Raw genomic sequence first — 19,620 nt, forward strand, 5'->3', positions numbered from 1 at the left:
TCTACCAAGGGAAAATTCATGGGGTCGAAGGCCAGCACTGCCACGGCTGTTCGCCATGGCCGGCCAGCAGCCGGGTCAGGTGGTGCAGCACCTCGGCCTGCTGCTCGCGCAGGTAGAAATGCCCACCGGGGAAGGTCTGGAAATCGGTGACCTGGGCGCTGACCTCGGCCCAGGCATAGGCCTCGTCGGCGTCCACTTCACTGTCGCGGCTGCCCAGGCACACGCTCAGCGGCAGGTCCAGGGTGCGGCCGAGCGCGCCGCGGTAGCACTCGATCAACCGGTAGTCATTGCGCAGCGCCGGCAGGTACAGCTCGCGCAGCGCCGGGTCGTCCAGGGCCGAAGGCGCGTCGGCGGACAAGCGCCGCACATCCGCCAGCAAGCCTGCGTCCGGGCCCAGGTGCAGCTCGCCGGAGCGCTGGCGATGGGGCGCCGGGTGCGCCGAGACAATCAGCCGCTGCGGCGCCGCCCCCTGTTGTTGCAGGCGCAGCGCCACCTCGTAGGCCAGGGCCGCGCCCATGCTGTGGCCGAACAGCACCAGGGGCCGATCGGCCAGGTCCGACAGGGCCCGGGTCAGGGTCCCGGCCATCCATTCCAGGCTGCCGGGCCAGGTCTCGCCCAGGCGCTCCTCGCGCCCGGGGTACTGCACGCTGACCAGCTCGATATCCGCCGCCAACAGAGCGCGCCAGTCATTGAAGAAACTCGCGCTGCCACCGGCATGGGGCAGGCACACCAAGCGGCATCGCGGTGGCCGGGCCTGGGGGTAACGGCGCAGCCAGGCACTAGGAGCCTTTCTCACAGCACGCCCTCCTCAAGCTGCGGCGCCGGGGCCGCGGGCTGCAGCCCCAGGCTCACCCGGGTATCCGGCAGCCAGCGCTGGATCTGCTCCAGGCAAGCGCTGGCATCCAGCACCTGGGCCGCGTAATGCAGGCCCTCGGGCAGCTGCTGCCAGTGCAGGGCGCAGAACGCCGCGACACAGCCGGTGAGCCGCGAACCGTCGCTGGCCCGCAACCAGGCACTGGCCTGTTGCGGGCGGCCATCGCGCAACCCGTCGATTTCCACCGTCAGCAGTTGGTAGGGCCGGCGCCCGGCCACATCCAGGGCACTGGCCTGCACCAGCGCGGCAATATTCTGCGCCGAGTGGCGGGTCTCGGGCGGCGAACCCTGGATGCGTTGCAGGGCTGCCGCCAACTGCCCGCCCTCGAACAGGTTAAAGCCCTGGCCCCGGGCCAATTGCAGCTCACTGAACAGGCGCTGCTGCTCGCAGCTCAGGTAGGGATAGGCGCGCACCCCGCTCACCGGCAGCCAGGGCCGCTCCAGCAGTTGCTCCGGCGGCTCGCTGGAGCGCTGCGGGCGGCCATCGCACCAGGCGTACTGGGCGCGGCCGAAGCCCGTGCCCAGGCTCAGCAGAAAGTCCTCGGCGGCGGTGGCGGACAGGCGCCCCAGGCCACCGGCATAGCAGCGCATCTGCTCGATGCGCTGAAAGGAGCGCGCCAGCAGCTGGGGAAACAGCCCCGAGAGCCCCGGCAGCATACCCGCCGACAACAGCAGCCGACGGCCCGGCGCCAGCTGGCCCTGCAAGCACTCATGCAGCGGGTCGTCACCGCCCACATCCAGGTAATCGGCGCCTGCAGCCAGGGCCGCCCGGGCCACCCGGTCGAGAATCCGGTAGCTGGGCCCGGCGCAGTTGATCACCAGGGCGCAGCCGGCGCAGAAGTCCGCCAGGCTCGCGTCATCCCACAGGTCCAGGGCGCGCACCTCGGCGCGCGCCCCCAGTTGCTGGTTCAATTGCTCGGCCTGCTGCGGGTCGCGCCCGCCCAGGCGCAAGCGGCGCGAGCCCGCCAGCAGCAGGGCCACCTGGCGGCCGACGCTGCCGTAGGCGCCCACCAGACCAATCAATGGGCCGATCTGTGGACCACTCATGCCGCCACCTCGGCCGGAGTATCAAAGGCCTGGGCCACAGCCTGTACCTGGGGCTGCTGCATGCAGCTGAAGTGATCCCCCGGCACATCCACCACCCGCAACTGGCCCTGGCACAGCGCTTGCCAGTAGGCGCTCATGTCCCGGTGCATGCCCGGCAACACCTGCACCTCGCCACTCTGGCGAATGAACAGCATGTCGCCCTGATACGGCGTGGCCTGGTGCAGGGCCACGGCCGCCAGGCTATGGCGCAGCACCTGCAACTGCTCGCGCAGCCAGTCCAGATCGCTGAGTTGCGAACCGGCATGGCGCATGGCCTCGGCCACCGCTTGCAGGCGCTGCTCCGGGGTTCTCCCGGCCAGGGCCCGCAGGCAGGCCAGGGCCGGGGCGCACTGGGCCTCTTCGCTCAGGGCCAGCAGCGAGCCCTGGGGCACCCGCCCCGGGGTCTGCTCCAGCACCCGGGCGATGCAGCGCTCCATGGCCTGTTCGTCCGCCGGGTAACCCAACGCCAACGGGTCGGCCTGCATCACCCGGGCGAACACATACTCGGCCAGCAGGTCGTCCTCGATCATGAACGGCACCCGGTAGCTGCTGATCACACTCAGTTGCAGCACCTCGATGGAGCGTTGGGCCAGGCACGCCGCCAGCTCGGTGGCCAGCAGCCCGCCGAGGCAATAACCGACGATATTCACCTGGCGCCGGCCCTCGGCCTGCAGGGTATCGGCATAGCGCTCGGCCAACTGGCGAATTGCCGTGGCCGGCTCCAGGGCCAGGTAGCCCGGCACATCATTGAGCACCAGCCCTTCCAGGGGCGCGTCTTCGCCCAGGGCAGCAAACAACGCGCGATACGGCGCCAGGGTGCCGCTGCCGTCGTGGACGAAAATCCGCGTCGGGCCCTGGGCCTTGTCGCTGATGCGCACCAGGGGCGAGTCGCCCTCCAGCCCCTGCCCGCGCAGGTAGTCGGCCAGGGCCGCCACCGTGGGCTGGTTGATCAGCTGGCGCAGCAGGTCGCTCCAGGGCAGCTGCCTTGCCTGGGGCAGCACCTCGCGCAGGCGCCCCACCACTTGCGCCACCAGCAGCGAGTCGCCGCCCAGCTCGAAGAAGCCCTGCTCGCGACCCACCGCCGGCACCCGCAGCAGCGCTTGCCAGACCTCGGCAATGCTGCGCTCCAGGTCGTCCTGGGGCGCCGCGCCGCTGTTGACCTGCTGCTCCGGCCCGGCCACGCCGATGCGCGCCAGGGCCTGGCGATCGACCTTGCCGTTGGCGGTCAGGGGCATTTCATCGAGGATCTGCCAGTCCGCCGGAATCATGTAGTCCGGCAGACGCTGGGCCAGATGGGCCCGCAGTTGCTCGGGTTCCAGGGTCTGGCGCTCACTCTTGAAGCGGGTGATAAACAGGTGCTGGCCGATCTCCGACATGGCGTCGTCAGCCCGGGGCAGGCACAACGGGGTTTCGCCACCAGCGTCCAGCAGCAGCTGCTGCCACTGCTCGCGGCGGATAAAGGTGGTGTCCAGCTCGGCGCGGAAATCCTCGAAGGCGGTCAGGCCCTCCTTGAACTCCATGGACGCCATGATCTGGTAGGTGTCGCGGGTGGCTTCGATAAAGATCAGCCAGCCCCCCGGGGCGAGCATCTCCCGCAGCCGTGCCAGCACCCGGCTGGCGTGCCGCGAGTTGTGCAGCACGTTGGCGCACAGAATCACGTCCAGGGAGTTGGCGGCCACGCCCTGGGCCCAATGGTCCTGGTTGAGGTCGAACAGGCCGTAGCTGACCCAGGGGTAAGCGGCGAAATGCTCTCGCGCCTCGTTGAGGAAAAAATGCGACAGGTCGGTGAACTGGTAGTCCACCGGCAAGCCGTCCAGGGCCGGGATCAGGTCGGCACTGGTGCCGCCCACCCCGGCGCCGATTTCCAGCAGGCGCAGGCGCTGGCCGGCCGGGCGCTGGCGAATGATCTCCTGCACTGCAGCGCACACCGCCTGGTTCAGGTACTGGCTGATCAGGTTCTTGCGATAGGCGCCCTCGGCGGTGTCGGTACGGCCCTCGGGGAACAGCAGGTGCAGCGGGTCCAGCCGGTCGCTCATCAGCGCCGGCAGTTGCTCCTGGCTCTCGCGCAGGTAGCGCAGCACCTCGCCACCCCAGCCCACGCTGGGCTCCAGGGCATCGATGCGTTGCCACTGCTGGCGGTATTCCTCGGCCGACACCTGCAGGTTCGAGTAGCGGCCGGTGTACCGCTCCTGCTGCACCAGGCCTTCCCGGGCCAGGGCTTGCAGCCAGCGGCGAATCAACCGCTGGTTACGCGGCGCCACCTCGCAGGCCGCGACGATCTCCTCCAGGGCATGGCTCTGCCCCGGCGCCTGGAACAGCCCCGGACGTTGCAGCGCCAGGCCCATGGACAACAGCGCCGCGCGCTCGACGCAGGCCGACATCTCGCTCACCAGGGCATCGCTCAAGCCGCCACGCACGGCCTGGGCCGCCGCCTGGGTGCGGGCCTCCAGCTGTTCCGGCCAGGCAATCGGGGTATCCCGCAGGCTGGCTCGCAAGCAGGCCTGCAGGCGCCGGTCGAAGGTGCCCTCGCCCGCCGCCACCACCACTGCCGACTCCACATGAGGGTGGCTGAGCAAGGCACTCTCCACCTCGGCCAGCTCGATGCGGTGACCGCGCACCTTGACCTGGAAATCCTCGCGGCCGAGGAACTCGATCAGGCCGTCCTCCAGGTAGCGCCCCAGGTCGCCGGTGCGGTACAGGCGCTCGCCAGTGCGTGGGTGATCGATAAAGCGTTCGGCGGTCTTCTCGGCATCCCCCAGGTAACCCAGGGCCAGGCCATCGCCGGCAATGAACAGCTCGCCGGCCACCCCTTGCGGCCGGTCCCGGCCCTGTTCGTCGAGCACCAGGAAGCGCTGGTTGGCCAGGGGCTGGCCATAGGGAATGCTGCGCCATTGCGGATCGACCTGGCCGATCGGGTAGTAGATCGACCAGATCGCCGCCTCGGTGGCGCCGCCCAGGCTGATCAGGCCCAGGCCCGGCAGCAGTTGCGCGGCTTCCGCCGGCAGGTTCAGGGGAATCCAGTCACCGGACAGCAGCGCCAGGCGCAGGCTTGCCGGGGCCATGGCGGGCACCGCTTGCAGGTAGTGGGTGAGCATCTGCAATTGCGCCGGCACCGAGTTCCACAGGGTCACCCCGTGTTCGCGGGCACACTCGGCCCAGTGCGAAGGGTCGGCGCGCCGTTGCGGGTCCGGCAGCACCAGGGCGCCGCCCACCGCCAGCAGGCCGAAGATGTCGTACACCGACAGATCGAAGCCCAGGCTGGCCAGGGCCAGTACCCGATCCTCGGCCTGGATGACAAAGCGCTGGTTGATATCGACAATGGTGTTGAGCGCCGCCTGATGGCTGATCATCACCCCCTTGGGCACCCCGGTGGAGCCCGAGGTGTAGATCACGTAGGCCAGTTGCTGCGGGTCACCGAGCAAGGCCGGCAAGGGTCGACGGGCCGCCCGTGGCGCCTGGTCGACCTGGATCACCTGGGTCACCCGCGCCGGCCAGCACAGGTCGTCGCTGAGCCAGGACTGGCTGAGCACCCGGCTGACCTCGGCATTCTCCAGAATCAGTGCGCGGCGGGCCTCGGGCTGGTTGGTGTCCAGCGGCAGGTAGGCGGCCCCGGCCCGCAGAATGCCGAGCACTGCGATCACCTGCTCCAGGCCCTTGTGCATGCACACCGCCACCCGCTCGCCGGGCTGGCAGCCGGCATCCAGCAGGGCCTCGGCCACCGACTCGGCGCGCCCGGCCAGTTCGCCGTAGCTCAGTTGCGCGGCGCCCTGGATCAGCGCCACGCGCTCGGGGGTGGCCGTTGCTTGCGTCCAGAACGGTTCATGCAGCAAGCCCTGGGGCAGCGGCGCGGCGGTCTGGTTGACCAGTTCCCGTTGCAGGCGCTGGGCCGCCGGCAGTTCCAGGCAGTCGTCCAGGGTCCAGGCCGAGGGTTCCCGAGCCAAACGCTTGAGCAGGCGTTCGAAGGTGTCGAACAGTGCTTCCAGCAGGGTGTCGCTGAACACCCCTTCGCGGATGTCCCAGTTGATCGCCAGGCCGTTGTCGCGCTCGCTGACCTGGCAGTCGATCAACACCTGGGGCGTCTGGCTGATGCCGAACACCAGCTCGGCACCGGGCATGAAGGCCCCGCCGCCGCTCTCACCACCGGCCCCCAGGGTGCTGGTGAAGGCATAGGGCATCAGTGCCGCGTCCTGGCCCTTGCGCCGCGCCAGTTCCCGCAGCACCTCGATGCCCGAGCACAGGCGATGGTCCATGTCCTGCCACAGGCGCTCCTGCAACTGCTGGCTGCGCTGGCCAAAGCTGCCGCCCTGCAGGGTCTGCACTTCCAGCAGCTCCACCGAGCTGAAATCCCCCACTAGGCGGTCCACCTGCGGATGCAGGGACAGGCGATTGAGCAGGGTCAGGCTCAGGCAGAAATGCCCGCGCCGGCTCCAGCGCCCGAGGGTTTCGGCATAGGCGCCAAGGATCGCCGCCGACACCCCGACCCCGGCCGCCGCCGCGTTCAGGCGCAAGGCATTGCAGTCCCGGGCCTCCAGGCTCATGGCCCGGCGCTGAAAACGTGGCCCGCTGGGCGCACCGAGCAAGGGCAGCTCGGGCGCCCCCGGCAGCGCGTCGATGCGCGCCCACCAGTAGTCGCGATCACGCTGGTAGCGCGGCTGTTCCCGCAGGCGGCGCTCGCCCAGCACATAGTCGCGGAAGCTGATCTGTGCCGGCGCCGGCAAGGCCTCGCCGCGATACAGCTGCTGCAATTCGGCCAGCAGCATGCGCACGCTCTGGTAATCGCACACCAGCAGATCCACCGACAGGTGCAGGCGCGAGGTGTCGCGGCCCTGGCTTACGCAGAGCTCGATCAGCGGCCATTGCTGGGGCGTGGCGCGGCGCAGTTCCATGCGTTGGCGCAGGGCCTGTAAGGCGCTGCCGTCGTCCTGGCTGAGATCGTGGCGAGCGATGGCGTAATGCGGCACCTGGGGCAGGATGCGCTGGTAGCCCTCCTCCAGCACCACCGCGCGCAGCATCTCGTGGCGCGCGATCAACTGGTTCCAGGCCCGCTCCAGGCGCGCCGGGTCGAGGTTGGCCTGGGCGAACTCCAGGTAGCCGTGGCAGGCCACGCCGCCGTAGCTGAAGGCGTTGGTGCGGCCCAGCAGGTAGGCGGCCTGCACATCGGTCAGCGGGAAGGGTTCCTCGCGGGCCGTCAGGTCGGCTTCCAGGGTCGGCATCTGCGCCGCCTGCAGCTGTTGCAGCAGCGCCTCCTTGTGCTCGCGCATCTGGCCCAGCAGGGCTTCATCCATGACCCCGGCCGGGGCCCGATAGCGCAGGCGGCCCTGTTCTTCCCAGAGTTCCACGCCTTGTTGTTGCAGGTCCTGTTGCAGTTGTTGCAGCGTCATAGCACGCCCTCCACCATTGCGTTCTGATTGACGGGCCGCTGCTCCCGGCGCGAGGCCAGCAAGGCCCCTTGCAGGGCCACGGTGGCCGCGTTGAAAAAATCCTTGAGCGACAGTTCCACCTGGAACTGCCGGGCGATGCGTTCGATCAGCCGGGCCGCCAGCAGGCTGTTGCCACCGAGGGCGAAAAAGCCCTGGTGGCGGCCCACCCGGGGCACCTGCAACAGCTCTTGCCACAGCGCCGCCACGGCTTCTTCCCAGGGCCCTTGCGGGGCTTCCTCGCTGTGGGGCTGGATGCCCCGGCGCTGCTCCTGCAACAGCCACAGCAAGGCTGCGCGATCGACCTTGCCGTTAGCGCTCAGGGGCAGCTCGGCCAGGGCCAGCCACTGCTCCGGCAGCATGTGCTCGGGCAGCCATTGCCCCAGCCACTGGCGCAGGGCCTGGGGTTGCGCCTGTACCGGCTCGGCCACCAGCACCACCGCCAGCTGCGGCTCGCTGCCGGGCAGCACCAGGCTCACCGCGCGGCTGATGGCCGGGTGGCGCTCCAGGGCCACGTCGATTTCCGCCAGCTCGATGCGAAAGCCGCGCACCTTGACCTGATGGTCCATGCGCCCGAGGAATTCCAGGGTGCCGTCGGCCCAGTAGCGGCCCTGGTCGCCGGTGCGATACCAACGCTGGCCGTCATGCTCGACAAAGCGCTGGGCGGTCAGCTGCGGCAGCCCGCGATAACCCGCGGCCACCCCGGCGCCACCGATCCACAGCTCCCCCGGCACCCAGTCCGGGCAGTCCCGGCCTTGCTGGTCCACCACGCGGAAACACTGGTTGTCCAGGGGCCGGCCATAAGGCACCGAGCGCCAGTGCCCAGGCACCTGGCCGACGTCCTGGAAGTTCGACCAGATCGCCGCCTCGGTGGCGCCGCCCAGGGCCACGAACTGCAACTCACCGCTGGCGGCCTGCGCCGCACGCAGGGGCAGATCGAGGCCGACCCAATCGCCCGACACCATGGCCAGGCGCAGTTGGCCCAGGCCCGCGCCATCGCGCACTTGCAGGCACAGCATGTCCAGCAGCGCCGGCACCGAATTCCACAGGGTCACCCGCTGTTGGCGAATCAGGCGCAGCCACTCCTGGGGTTCCTTGCGCAACTCATCCGCCGGCAGCACCAGGGCGCCGCCCACACTGAGCAGGCCGAACAGGTCGTACACCGACAGGTCGAAATCCAGGGCCGAGACCCCCAGCACCCGGTCCTCGGCACCCACTTGGTAACGCCGGTTGATGGCGTCGATGGTGTTCATCGCCGCCTGGTGCGACAGCTCCACGCCCTTGGGTTCACCGGTGGTGCCCGAGGTGAAGATCACATAGGCCAGGGCCTCTGCCGGCACTTCTCGCGGCTGCGCCAGGGCCGCGGCCAGGCGCGCCTGGGCCAGGGTCACCACGCGCAGTTCGGCCAGCCAGATGCCGCCGTCGCGTCGGGCCTGGTCGGTGAGTACCACCTGGGCCCCGGCGCGCTGGTAGATCATGTCGCGCCGCGCCGGTGGCTGCTCGATGCCCACCGGTACATACACCGCACCGGCAGCGAGAACCCCCAGCGCGGCAATCACTTGCTCACGGCCCTTGGGCAGGGTGATAGCCACCGCCTCGCCCGGCTGCACGCCCCAGTCCACCAGGGCCCCGGCCAGTTGCAGGGCCTCGCGGGCCAGCTCGGCGTAGCTCAGCTGGCCCTCGGCGCAGATCAGCGCCACACGCTCGGGGTGCGCCTGGGCCTGGGCGAAGAAGCCCTGGTGCAGCCGTTGTGCCGGAGTGGCGTGGGGGCAATGGTTGACCCCGTGGCGCACCTGCTCCTGCTCCGCCGGCAGCGGCAAGGGTGCCGGTTGCTGCCAGTCATGGTTGCAGAGCCACAGCAACAGCCGCCGATAGGCCTCGAACATCTGCTCCAGCAGGCCCTCGGGGAACAACCCGTCCACCGCGTCCCAGTTCAGCAGCAGGCCGTCGGCCTGGGGGTAGCTCTGGTGGTCCAGCCACACTTGAGGGGTTTGCGACAGGGCCCAGCCGGGCTCGCCCAACTGCTCGCGGCAGGTGGTGTCGACAAAGGCCGGGCCCAGGTTGCAGGCGAACACCACCGGCACGCCCTGGCCGGCGCCCTGGCGCAAGCGCGCGCGTTCACGCAGCACCTCGACCCCGGGCCAGGCGCTGTGGGCAATATCCCGGTGCAGCTGGGCCTGCAAGGCCAGGGCCTGCTGGCAGAAGCCCAGGGGCTGGCGCTGGTCCACTTCTAGCAGCACCAGGTTGGAAAAATCCGCCAGCAGATGGGGCACGCAGGGGTGCAGTTCCTGGCGGTTGAACAGCGGCACATTGAGCAAGAAGTGCTGGCTGGCGCTCCAGCGCCCCAGCACCTGAGCATAGGCACAGGCCAGCACGCTGGCCAGGGTCAGGCCGTGGCCACGGGCGCGCTGCTCCAGGGCCTGCAACTGCTCCAGGGACAGGCGCATGGCCAGGCGCCGAAAGCGCGGCGTGCCGAGCTGTTGCGGGTCCTGGGCCAGGGGCAGTTGCGGGCCCTCGGGCAGCTCTTCCAGGCGCGGCAGCCAGTAGTCCCGGGCCGCCGCCAGTTGCGGGGCGCGGGCCGCCTGCTCGGCCTTCAGGTAGTGGGCGAAGTCCCAGTCCAGGGCCGGCAGTTGCGACTCCTCGCCGGCATGAATCAACGCTAGGTCGCGCAGCAGGATGCCAATGCTCAGCACGTCGGCCACCAGCAGGTCGATATTCAGGTGCAGGCGGCTACGGCCGTCGGGCAACAGGCTCAACTGCAGGTCGAAAACCTCGCCGCGGCCCACGTCCAGGCGCCGATGAGACAAGCGCTGGCGCAACTGATCGAGGGCTTCGGCAGCCTCCACCAGAGAGCCGTGCCGCAGGTCGTGAACCCTCAGCCCAGGCCAGGGGCTCTGGCTGAGGATGCGCTGGCAGCTGTCGTTGATAAAACTTGCGCGCAGCATCGGATGGCGCAGGCACAGGCGGCGCACGGCCTGCTCCAGGCGCTGGGGTTCCAGGCCCTGGCCGTCCAGTTCCTGATACAGATGACAGCCCACGCCGCCCAGGGGCATGGCCGGCTCGCGACCGAACCAGTAGGCCTGTTGCAGCGGGGTCAGGGGGAAGTCGCCACTGGCGCCCGTGGCCACTGCCTGCAGGTGCGGCGTGGCGGCCCCGGCACGGGCTTCGATCAGCGCCCACCAGGCCTCCAGGGTTGGTTGCTGGATCAGCTCGGCGAAACTCAGGCTCACCCCCTCGGCGGCCAGCAGCGCCGGCAGGCGCATGATGCTCACCGAATCCAGGCCCTGCTCGATCAGCGAGGCGGCGGGTTCGAGGTCGTCGGGGCCGTAGCCGAGCAGCCCGGCCACGCCGGCGCGCAGCCCTTGGGCAGAATGACTCAGGCCGGCCGGCGCGGGCCGGGCGCAGGCCAAAGCTGGGTTATCGATCATGGGGGACGGTCCTTTGCAATACGGAAGGAGTGGGTCGCAAGCGCCAGCGATTGATCGCCTCGCGCTCGTCGAACAGTTGGCGATAGCGCCCAGGCTGCGCCATCAGTTGGGCATGGCTGCCGCACTGGCTCAGGCGCCCCTGGTCCAGCAGCAAGATCTGCGTGGCGCTGGGGGCCAGGGTCGGTTTATGGGTCACCAGCAGCACTGTGTGCTTGCGCGCCAGTTGCAGCAGGCAGCGGTTGACCCGCGCCTCGCTGATAGCATCCAGGGCCGCGGTGGGTTCATCCAGCAGAATCAGCGTGGCGTCCTTGAGCAGCACCCGGGCCAGGGCCAGGCATTGCCGCTCGCCACCGGACAGGCTGACCCCGCCCTCGCCGACCCGGGTCTGCCAACCCTGGGGCAGGCGCTGGGCCAGTCGGTCGAGGCCGGTGGCGCGGGCGGCGTCCTGCAGTTGGCTGTCGCTGGCCTCGGGGCGGCCCAGGCGCAGGTTGTCCAGCAGGCTGGCGGCCAGCGGCGGGCAGTCCTGGAACATCAGCGCGATGTCCCGGTCACGGCGCTCGGCCGAGAGCTGGCGCAGGTCCACGCCGCCCAGCAGGATGGCGCCGCTGTCGACATCGCTGAAGCGCGCCAGCAACCGCAGCAGGCTCGACTTGCCGGAGCCGGAAGCGCCCACCAGCAGGTTCAGCGAAGCGGGCTGCAGGGCAAAGCTGATGTCCTGCAAGATCACCTGGCCCTGGCGCTCAAGGCCCACGGCGCAGACTTCCACGCGCAGGTCCCGGGGCTCCTCGGGCACCGCGGGTTCCGGCAGGGGCGGCAGGTTGAGCAACTGGCGCAGGCTGTACAGGCCATGGCGGGTCTGGCGCAAGGTGGTGCCCAGGTTGACCAGGGCGCCCATGGGTTCCACCAGGCAGGTGGCCAGCAGCGCCAGGGCGAGGAACTGCGCCGCGCCCAAGGTGCCGCCCAGCACCGCATAAAGCCCGCTCAAGAGCATCGCGGTGTAGCCGGCCTGAAGTACCAGGGCCAGGCCCAGGGCGGCGGGAAAGGTGCGCCAGTGGGCCTGGAGCTGGGCACGGCGCTGCTCCTGCAGGGCCTCGCCCAACTGGCGAAAGCCCTGGGCACCGCGGCCGCTGGCCCGCAGCAACGGCTGCTGGCGCAGGAACTCCAGGACCCGCGCCGCCGCCTCGCCAGCCGCTGCTTCGCTGCGCTGCTCGGCCTGCCCGCCCCAGCGCACGCCCCAGCGATAGATCAACAGCAGCAACGGCAGGCTGGCCAGGGCCGCCAGGGCCATGTTGCGGTCATAGCAGAACAGCGCCACAAGCAACGCCAGGGGCGTGAGCACGGCGTTGGCCATGGGCTGCAACAGGTGCGCCGGGGTGCTCATGATCTGCAGCACGTTATGGGTGACCAAACGGTTGAGCTCGGCGCTGCGGCGCTCGACAAACCACTCCAGCGGCAGCCGCGCCAGTTGCCGGCCAATGCTCTGGTTCAGCGACTGCGCCGCCGCCGCGCCAGCCCGATAACCGGCCAGCTGGGCATAGCGACGCAAGCCCAGGCACAGCCCGGCACCGAGGGCAAACAGCCCGGCCCACAGCCACAGCACGGGGACCGCACCGCCCCCCAGGAAGCTGGCGAAGGCCATGGGCAGCAAGGCCAGCATCAGGCCCTGGGCCAGGGCACTGGCGGCCACCGCCAGCAAGGCCCGACGCAGCAGCCCGGCTTCCCGTGGCTGCAAGAGGCCTAACAGGGTAGTGATCATGGCTGACCTCCAGTCCAGCCGGCGGCGGAAAACTGCTCCGCGGCCCAGAGCCCGGCGTAGACCCCCTGGCGCTCCAGCAGGGCCGAGTGGCGGCCGCATTCCACCAGTTGCCCGCCTTGCAGCACGGCGATCTGATCGGCGTCCTGGATGCTGCTCAGGCGGTGGGCGATCACCAGCACCGTGCGCCCTTGCGCCAGGCGCGACAGGGCCTGCTGGATCGCCGCCTCCGATTGCGGGTCGCTGGCGGCGGTGGCTTCGTCGAGCACCAGGATCGGCGCCCGGCTGAGCATCGCCCGGGCGATGCCCAGGCGCTGCACTTCACCACCAGACAGCTGCACCCCGGCCCCCAGCTGGGTGTGGTAACCCTCGGCCAGGGCACTGATGCGGCTGTGAATCTGCGCCGCCCGTGCCGCTTCCTCGACCTCGGCCAGGCTTGCCTCGGGGTTGCCCAGGCGCAGGTTGTCGAGAACGCTGGCGCGCAGCAGGCGCACCTCCTGGAAGACAAAGGCCACCTGGCGATACAAGGTGCTGCTGTCCATGTCCCGCAGGTCCACGCCGCCGATGCGGATCGCCCCGCCGCTGACATCGGCAAAGCGCGCGAGCAAGGTGGCCAGGGTGCTCTTGCCGGCCCCGGAATCCCCCACCAGGGCGGTCAGGGTGCCGGGTTGCAGGCGCAGGTCGATATCGCGCAGCACTTGGCTGCCGTCGGGGTAGCTGAAACTCACCTGCTCGAAGCTCACCAGGCTGCCTTCAGGCTGCAGGGAGCGCGCCGGCTGCGCCAGCTCGGGCAGGCTCAGCACCGCGCTGATGCGCTGCGCCGCCGCCCGCCCCTGCACCAGGGAATCGGCGCCATGCCCCAGGGCCGCCACCGGCGCTGCCAGGGCCGGGCCGAGCAAGGCGAACGGCAACAGTTGCACCGGCTGCAGCCAGCCCGCGGCAATCAGCGGCACCCCGGCCAGCAGCACCAGGGCCAGCACCAGCAGTGGCGAAAGCAGCACCTCGACACTGGCGCCCAGGCCCGCCCAGCGTTCCACCCACTGGGAGAAGAAGCGCCCGAAGTCTTGCACCGCATCGAAGAAATCGTCTTGCACCCGCGCCACCCGGCCAAAGGACTTGACCATGGCAATGCTCTGCACAAAATTCAGGGTCGCCGCAGACAACGCCCCCAGCGCCGCCCCCAGGCCCTGGCGCTCGGCCTTGTAGTTGGCGCTGCGCATCACCCGCAGGCGCCACAGGGCCAGCAGCGGCGGCAGCAGCACCACCAGGGTCATGGGCCCGTTCACCGTCAGCAGATAGACCAGGCTGGCCAGCGGCACCACCAGCGCCGCCACCAGGTTGTTGGGCAAATGCGCCACCAGTTGATGCAGGGCGCCCACATCTTCCAGCAGCACCCGCTCGGCGGTTTGCCGCTGCTGGCCGAACCAGGCCAGGGGCACCCGCGCCAGATGGGCAGCAATGCGCTGGCGCAGATGCCGTTGCAGGTCGCTGTCGGCCAAATGGCTGATCTGCAACGCCGCCGCCAGCCCCAGCAGGCGCAACAGCAAGGCGCCAGCGCCGGCCAGCAACCAGAACCGCGCGCGCGGCGCATCCAGCTCACCGGCCAACAGCAGCGGCGCCAGCTCCGCCACAGCAATAAACGGCAGCAAGCCCACCAGCGCCGCCAGCCCTTGCAGAAGCATGGCCGCCAGCAGGCGCCCACGCACCGGGTGCAACAGGTCGGACAATCCTTGTGGTTCAGCCACGGGCGCCACTTCCCTGCCGGGCCTCGGCCTGGTCGCCGAAATACAAGGCCTGGATCGCCTCGCGCAGGTGCTTGCGGCTGACCTTGCCCACCCCGGTCTGGGGAAAGGCCGGGATGAATTCGAAGCGGTCCGGCAGCTTGAACGCCGCCAGCCCCTGGGCCCGCAGGTGACGCAGCAGCTCAGGCGGGCGCGGCGCCGTGCCGCGAGCAATGATAAAGGCGCAGGTACGCTCGCCGAGAAAGGCATCGGGCATGGCCACAAGGGCCACATCGGCCACCGCCGGGTGGCTGAGCAACAGGTTCTCCACCTCTTCGGCGGCGATCTTCTCGCCGCCGCGATTGATCAGGTCCTTGTCCCGCCCTTCCACCATCAGGTAGCCGTCGGCGGTCAGTTGCACCCGGTCGCCAGTGCGGTAGAAACCGTCGGCGGTGAAGGCCTGGGCATTGTGCTGCGGGTACCGGTAGTAACCGCGAATGGTGTAGGGGCCGCGGGTCAGCAGTTGCCCCACCTGCCCCACCGGCACGGGCTGGTCGAATTCATCGACCACCAGGATTTCGTCCGCCGGCGACAGCGGCCGGCCCTGGGTATGCAGCACGCGCTGCGGCGGGTCTTGCGGGTCGGTGTAGCAGATCAGCCCCTCGGCCATGCCGAACACCTGCTGCAAGCGGCAACCCAGCACCGGCTCAATGCGCCGCGCTGCCTCGAAGCTGAGCTTGGCGCCGCCCACCTGGAGCAATTGCAACTGCGGCAAGCCACGGCCACGGGCCTGGGCCGCGTCCAGCCAGACCAGGGCCAGGGGCGGTACCAGGGCGGTGTGGGTCACGGCTTCGCCCTCGATCAGCTCGAAGCACACCTCCGCGCTCGGCGAGGTGGTCAGCACCACCCGCCCGCCCACCGCCAGGGTGCCCATGAAACCCGGGCAGCACATGGGGAAGTTATGGGCCATGGGCAGCGCCGCCAGGTACACGCTGGCGCTGGAGAGCCCGCAGCGCTCGACACTGGCCCGCAGGTTGTAGAGGTATTCCTGATGGCGGCGCGGAATCAGCTTGGGAATCCCGGTGGAGCCGCCCGACAGCTGGAAGCAGGCCACGGCCTCAGGGCTGGGGGCCGGCAGATCGGGCATCGGGGCTGCTGCGTAGAGTTGCTCAAGGGCGCTGAACTCTTCGGCCTCGCCGGCCACGACCACCCACTCAAGCTGCGGATTGCTGGCCTGGAGTTCGCGGGCCATGGCCCGGTAGTCGAAGCCGGCGTCCTGGTCGGCGCAGAAGTAGGCCCGGGCCTGGGCGAACTCGCAGAAGCGGCCGATCTCCAGCTGGCGATGGGCGGGCAAGGCGAAGATCGGCCGCACCCCGAGGCGATACAGGGCAAAGCAGACTTCGACAAAGGCACTGCAATTGGGCAGTTGCAGCACCACGTTATCCCCGGCCCGCAGGCCCAGGTGGTACAGGCCGGCGGCGAGCTGGTCGACGCGCTGGTCCAGTTGCCCATAGCTCAGGCGCAGCTCGCCGTCGGTCAGCGCTTCGCGTTCGGCAAAGGCCCGGGCGGCGTCGCGCAGCAGGTCGCCAAAGGTTTCCTCGCGCCAGTAGCCGGCCTGGCGGTAGCGCTCGGCGAAATCCTCGGGCCACGGGGGGCAATCCTGGTGGTCAGCGAAAGTGGACATGGGGTCTCCTGTGTTTTTTAGGCAAAAGCCGGCCCCTGGCGCGAAGGTTTCGCGCCCTGGAGGGCTCTGGAATAAGGCCGTCAGCCGTGGCGGGGATACAGCCCCAAAGGCTGAGCAGGCCGGTGACGGCGGGAGGGTTGGTCCATGAGGGGCTGCCATGCCTGGAAATGAGAGTGATTATTAATAGGCAATTTCAGCGACCCGGCAATCGCCAGGACATTCGTTTGCGCGGCTTTTTCTTTTGATTGCGCGGCGCACCGGCGGCAGACCCCGTCAGGACGGGGCTCGGAGGCTAAAGGATAATCATTCTTAATTACAGGATCGGAAAATCCTGCTAGCGTATGGCCTCTTTTCAGGTCCACAGGGAGTTCGCCATGCTCAGCCCAAAAGCTGCGCCGCAGCCTGTCAAAAGGGATTTCACCCTGCACTTTCCCAACCCGCAGAACACCGGCCCCGCCGCCGTGGTGCCGGAGATCACCCTGTCCACCGGCACCGTGCTGATGGACAGCCAGATGTGGATGCAGGAACCCCTGTGGGAGGGCCTGAAAATCATCCTGGTGCTCAGCGGCCAGCTCAATTGCCGGGTCGAGGGCCAGCCGGAAGTGGAGATCCGCGGCCCCACCCTATGCGCCGTGGCCAACCAGGGCGAACACTGCGGCGACCACCTGTTCGCCAGCGGGGTACCGGTGCGCTACACCACGGTGCAGTTGGATTTCCCCTCGATCCGCAATGTCGGCCTGGAGCCCGAGCGCCTGCTGGACCAGCGTGGCGGCGGCCCGATGCTGTTCTGCCAACCGGCAAGCAAGCCGCTGCTGGCCCTGGCCCAGCAGATTTTCACCTGCCCGCTGCAGGGCCCCACGCGCTCCTTCTACCTGGGCGGCAAGGCCCTGGAGCTCACCGCTTTGGGGGTCGAGGGCATCCTGGCCCAGGCCGAATCGCGGCCGCTGCAGGACAGCCCCTGCAGCTCGGCAGACATCGAACGCATCCACGCTGCCCGCGACCTGCTGCTGGGTTCGCTGCAAGACTCGCCATCACTGGCCGACCTGTCGCGCCTGGTGGGCCTCAACCCGCGCAAGCTCACCGCCGGGTTCCGCCAAGTGTTCGGCACCAGTGTCTATGCCTACCTGCAGGAACAGCGCCTGGGCGAGGCCTATCGCCTGCTGGCCAGTGGCGAAACCAATGTCTCCAGCGCGGCCTACCGGGTCGGCTACAGCCCGGCGCACTTCTCCACCGCCTTTCGCAAGCGCTTCGGGGTTTCCCCCAAGTCCCTGCGCTGAGCCCGGCGCCCGCCGGGCGCCTGCGGCCATCCCACCCTCCCCGCTGCCCCCTCGATGTTCCGCAAACGAAAGAAATGATCGCGCAAGCCAAAGTTTTAGCGCCCTGCCTACGTCCATTAATGAGATACGTTTGCATTCTCATTTGATACCCCATCACGGAGTGAAGCATGGGCACCCGCGTCGCGCATCGAAACACCTCAGGTTGGCCAGCCACTGGCCTGCGCCGTAGTCCTCTGGCGAACCTGATCCACGGTCTGGCCCTGGGCCTGTCATTGACCCAGGCCGGTGCCGCAATGGCCGCCGACGCCGAGCGCGACCCGGAGCAGCCGCTGGTGCTGGACACCAGTGTGATCAGCGCCACCCAGGCCGACTCGCCTACCGGCCCGCAAGCAGGCTACGTGGCCAAGCGCAGCCTCAGTGGCACCAAGACCGACGCCTCGCTGAGCGAGATTCCGCAATCGATCTCGGTGGTCACCCGCGACCAGATGGACGCCCAGCAGGTGCAGTCGGTGAACGAGGCGCTGCGCTACACCGCCGGGGTGCAGGCCAATACCACTGCTGCCAGCCAGCGCTTCGACACTATTTCGATCCGTGGTTTCGACGTCACCACCGGCATGCTGCGCGATGGCCTCAAGGGCAATACCGCCCAGGCCTGGCCCAAAGTCGAAGCCTATGGCCTGGAGCGCATCGACGTGCTCAAGGGCCCGGCCTCGGTGCTGTTCGGCCAGAACTCCCCGGGCGGGGTGGTCAACCAGATCAGCAAGCGCCCGCTGGACAAGCCCTACCATGAGGTGCAGATCCAGGGCGGCAGTTTCGACCGCGCCCAGGGCCAGTTCGACTTCAGCGGCCCGCTGGACGATGAAGGCCAGTTTCTCTACCGCCTGGTGGGCCTGGAGCGCGACAGCGGCACCCAGTTCGACCATATCAAGGACGACAAGCAGTACTTCGCCCCGTCCTTCACCTGGAAGCCCAATGACGACACCAGCCTGACCCTGCTCGCCGACTACACCCAGGACCAGTTCGGCGCCCCCCGGGTGTTCCTGCCGGCCCGCGGCACCCTGCTGGCCAACCCCAACGGCAAGGTCAAGCACAACCTATTCCTCGATGAGCCCGGGCTGGACAACGACCGCACCCAGTACTCCCTGGGTTACCTGCTGGAGCATCGTTTCAACGACACCTGGAGCCTCAATTCCAGCGCCCGCTACGGCCACGTCAACCTGCTGACCAACACCGTCAGCGGCCGCTCCCTGAACTCGGACCTGCGCACCCTGGAGCGCTCGGCCTATCGCTTCCGGATCATTGGCGACACCTACTCCCTGGACAACAACCTCCAGGCCCGCTGGAACCTGGGCAACACCCAGATGCTGTCGCTGATGGGCATCGACTACCGGCGCACCCGCGAGGACTACAGCCTGCGCGGCGGCAGCGCCTCGCCCATCGACATCTACAACCCGGTGCACGGCGGGGTGTTCAACCCCAACCAGACCTTCGCCAATACCCTGCAGCGCGCCGACCAGGTCGGGGTCTACGCCCAGCAGCAGTTCACCTTCGACGACCACTGGGTGCTGACGGTGGGCGGACGCCAGGATCGCTCCAGCGCCCGCACTGACGACCGCAAAAACAACAACGGCAGCAAGCAGGACGACGAGAAGTTCACCTACCGCACCGGCCTGGTGTACCTGGCGGACAACGGCCTGGCGCCCTATATCAGCTATTCCACCTCCTTCGATCCGGTGCTGGGCACCAACTTCTACGGCGCCCCCTACAAGCCCACCAGCGCCAAGCAGTCGGAAGTGGGGGTCAAGTACCAGCCGCCGGGCATCGACAGCTACATCACCCTGTCGCTGTTCGACCTGACCCAGGAAAACGTCCAGACCGCCGACCCGGTGCAACCCCTCAACAGGCTCCAGACCGGCGAGATCAACGTGCGCGGCATCGAACTCGAAGGCAAGGCCAGCCTGGCCCGGGGCCTGGACCTGCTGGCAGCGCTGACCCTCAACGACGCCGAAGTGAGCAAGAGCAACAATCCCCTGGAAAAAGGCCAGCGGCCCACCGACACCCCGGAAAAAATGGCCTCGCTGTGGGCCGACTACAGCCTGCCGGAAGGCCCGCTGCAGGGCCTGGGTTTCGGTGCCGGGGTGCGCTATATCGGCGCCACCCAAGCCGATGCCGCCAATACCCAAAGCGTGCCCTCCTACACCCTGCTGGACGCCGCGGTGCACTACGACTTCGACAAGCTGATTCCCGCGGCCAAGGGCCTGCGCCTGGCGGTGAACGCCACCAACCTCACCGACAAGCGCTATTACGAAGGCTGCTCCCTGAGCAGTTGCAGCGCCGGTTATGACCGCAGTGTCATCGCCAGCCTGCGCTACCGCTGGTAG

9 protein-coding genes are annotated in these 19,620 nt (G+C 68.9%); 2 read left to right on the forward strand and 7 right to left on the reverse strand.

The annotated features are described in order from the left end of the window. Positions 1–16: 16 nt before the first annotated feature. The 7 genes from J4P02_RS23105 to J4P02_RS23135 are packed head-to-tail and all read right to left on the reverse strand — an operon-like array spanning position 17 to position 15,962. Positions 17–796: a thioesterase II family protein gene (locus J4P02_RS23105; protein ID WP_426194583.1), complete on the reverse strand. Its 780-nt coding sequence runs from the start codon at positions 794–796 to the stop codon at positions 17–19. After that, positions 793–1,920 (reverse strand): saccharopine dehydrogenase NADP-binding domain-containing protein, encoded by a 1,128-nt coding sequence (locus J4P02_RS23110; RefSeq protein ID WP_426194585.1) that lies wholly within the window; start codon positions 1,918–1,920, stop codon positions 793–795. Before J4P02_RS23110 ends, J4P02_RS23105 begins: the two co-directional genes overlap by 4 nt. Beyond that, on the reverse strand, positions 1,917–7,340 hold the full coding sequence (locus tag J4P02_RS23115; RefSeq protein ID WP_426194587.1) for an amino acid adenylation domain-containing protein: 5,424 nt from the start codon (positions 7,338–7,340) through the stop codon (positions 1,917–1,919). The genes J4P02_RS23110 and J4P02_RS23115 overlap by 4 nt, the downstream gene beginning before the upstream one ends. After that, complete coding sequence (locus J4P02_RS23120; protein ID WP_426194589.1) at positions 7,337–10,804, reverse strand: amino acid adenylation domain-containing protein; 3,468 nt, start codon at positions 10,802–10,804, stop codon at positions 7,337–7,339. The genes J4P02_RS23115 and J4P02_RS23120 overlap by 4 nt, the downstream gene beginning before the upstream one ends. Then, a complete protein-coding gene (locus tag J4P02_RS23125; RefSeq protein WP_426194591.1) occupies positions 10,794–12,560 on the reverse strand; it encodes an ABC transporter ATP-binding protein in 1,767 nt (588 codons plus the stop codon). The genes J4P02_RS23120 and J4P02_RS23125 overlap by 11 nt, the downstream gene beginning before the upstream one ends. After that, positions 12,557–14,302 (reverse strand): ABC transporter ATP-binding protein, encoded by a 1,746-nt coding sequence (locus J4P02_RS23130; protein ID WP_426194593.1) that lies wholly within the window; start codon positions 14,300–14,302, stop codon positions 12,557–12,559. The genes J4P02_RS23125 and J4P02_RS23130 overlap by 4 nt, the downstream gene beginning before the upstream one ends. Beyond that, the gene (locus tag J4P02_RS23135; RefSeq protein WP_426194595.1) at positions 14,295–15,962 is read right to left on the reverse strand and encodes a (2,3-dihydroxybenzoyl)adenylate synthase; all 1,668 of its coding nucleotides are present in this window, start codon (positions 15,960–15,962) and stop codon (positions 14,295–14,297) included. The genes J4P02_RS23130 and J4P02_RS23135 overlap by 8 nt, the downstream gene beginning before the upstream one ends. A 374-nt stretch (positions 15,963–16,336) precedes the next feature. On the opposite strand from J4P02_RS23135, the gene J4P02_RS23140 reads away from it, so the two are divergent. Both J4P02_RS23140 and J4P02_RS23145 read left to right on the forward strand, forming a co-directional pair. Next, positions 16,337–17,239: a helix-turn-helix domain-containing protein gene (locus tag J4P02_RS23140; protein ID WP_426194597.1), complete on the forward strand. Its 903-nt coding sequence runs from the start codon at positions 16,337–16,339 to the stop codon at positions 17,237–17,239. Between the two features lie 167 nt (positions 17,240–17,406). Next, positions 17,407–19,620 (forward strand): TonB-dependent siderophore receptor, encoded by a 2,214-nt coding sequence (locus J4P02_RS23145; RefSeq protein ID WP_426194599.1) that lies wholly within the window; start codon positions 17,407–17,409, stop codon positions 19,618–19,620.

Source organism: Pseudomonas sp. NFXW11 (assembly GCF_049887815.1).
Taxonomy (GTDB): Bacteria; Pseudomonadota; Gammaproteobacteria; order Pseudomonadales; family Pseudomonadaceae; genus Aquipseudomonas.